The sequence below is a fragment of the Polynucleobacter sp. 39-46-10 genome (genome assembly GCF_002282275.1).
The window spans coordinates 1-1,320 of the sequence record NZ_NCJB01000492.1; the positions used below are offsets into that span (position 1 = coordinate 1).

At 44.2% G+C, this 1,320-nt stretch carries 1 protein-coding gene; it reads right to left on the reverse strand.

The window, feature by feature from the left end; all coding sequences use genetic code 11:
- A partial coding sequence (htpG, locus tag B7X71_RS17080) for a molecular chaperone HtpG (protein ID WP_293601620.1) occupies window positions 1-1,320 on the reverse strand: 1,320 nt, incomplete at both ends.

Here is a 1,320-nt window from a genome sequence, read left to right on the forward strand (position 1 = left end):
TGCCAAGAGCGCTTGATCAAACAAGACCTGCGTCCACTCATCAAAATGTTGGTCATCTGATTTCAACTTGAGGAGCAAAGGATGCTCAGGATTGATTTCAAGAATAGGCTTTGTATCTGGCGCTTGCTGGCCTGCCGCCTTCAGCATCCGCAATAAATTACCAGATAGCTCATTCTCATCAGAAACTAAACATGCTGGAGAGTCAGTCAAGCGGAAAGTGACGCGCACATACTTGACCTTGTCTTCCAAGGCAGCTTTCATGCGATCGAGCAAGTCCTTGAAATTCTTTTCAGTTTCTTCATGCTCTTTCTTTTCATTCTCATCACTAAGATTACCCAGATCAAGTCCGCCCTTAGCCACTGAAGTCATTTGCTTGCCATCAAACTCTGTAAAGAAAGAAAGCATCCATTCATCCACACGGTCAGAAAGTAGCAAAACTTCAACGCCCTTCTTGCGGAAGATTTCTAAGTGGGGGCTGTTCTTGGCAGCGTTAAATGAATCGCCAGTGACGTAATAAATTTTGTCCTGACCTTCTTTCATTCTAGAGATGTAGTCCGCCAAAGAAACTGTCTGCTCAGCTGAATCAGAGTGCGTACTTGCAAAACGCAAGAGCTTCAAAATGCGTTCTTGGTTTGCTTGATCTTCGCCAACACCCTCCTTCAGAACCTGCCCAAACTGCGCCCAGAAGGTGCGGTACTTTTCTTTCTTGGTCTCATCATCGCTATTAGCCAGCTCTTCCAGCATGCTCAGCACACGCTTAGTAGAGCTCTCCCGAATAACCTTGACATCACGCGACTCTTGCAGAATTTCACGAGAGACATTCAATGGCAAATCTGTTGAGTCAATCACACCAGTGACAAAACGTAGATACATAGGCATCAGTTGCTCAGCATCATCCATGATGAATACTCGCTTTACATACAACTTGATCCCACCACGTTTATTTCGATCCCATAAATCAAATGGTGCTCGCGCTGGAACATATAACAGTTGTGTAAATTCGCTGCGACCCTCTACCCGATTTAATGAATAGCAGAGTGGGTTTTCATAATCATGGGATAGATGCTTGTAGAACTCGTTGTATTGCTCTTCGGTAATTTCTGATTTGGAGCGCGCCCATAAAGCACTGGACTGATTAATACTCTCAAGCTCATCCTTGATTACCTGCTCTTTTTTATCTGCATCCCACTCTTCTTTATTCATCTGAATAGGCAAAGAGATGTGATCGGAATATTTGCGAATAATTGACTTCAGCTTATGCGTAGAAAGGAAGTCATCTTCACCTTCGCGCAAATGCATAGTGATGGAAGTGCCGCGTTG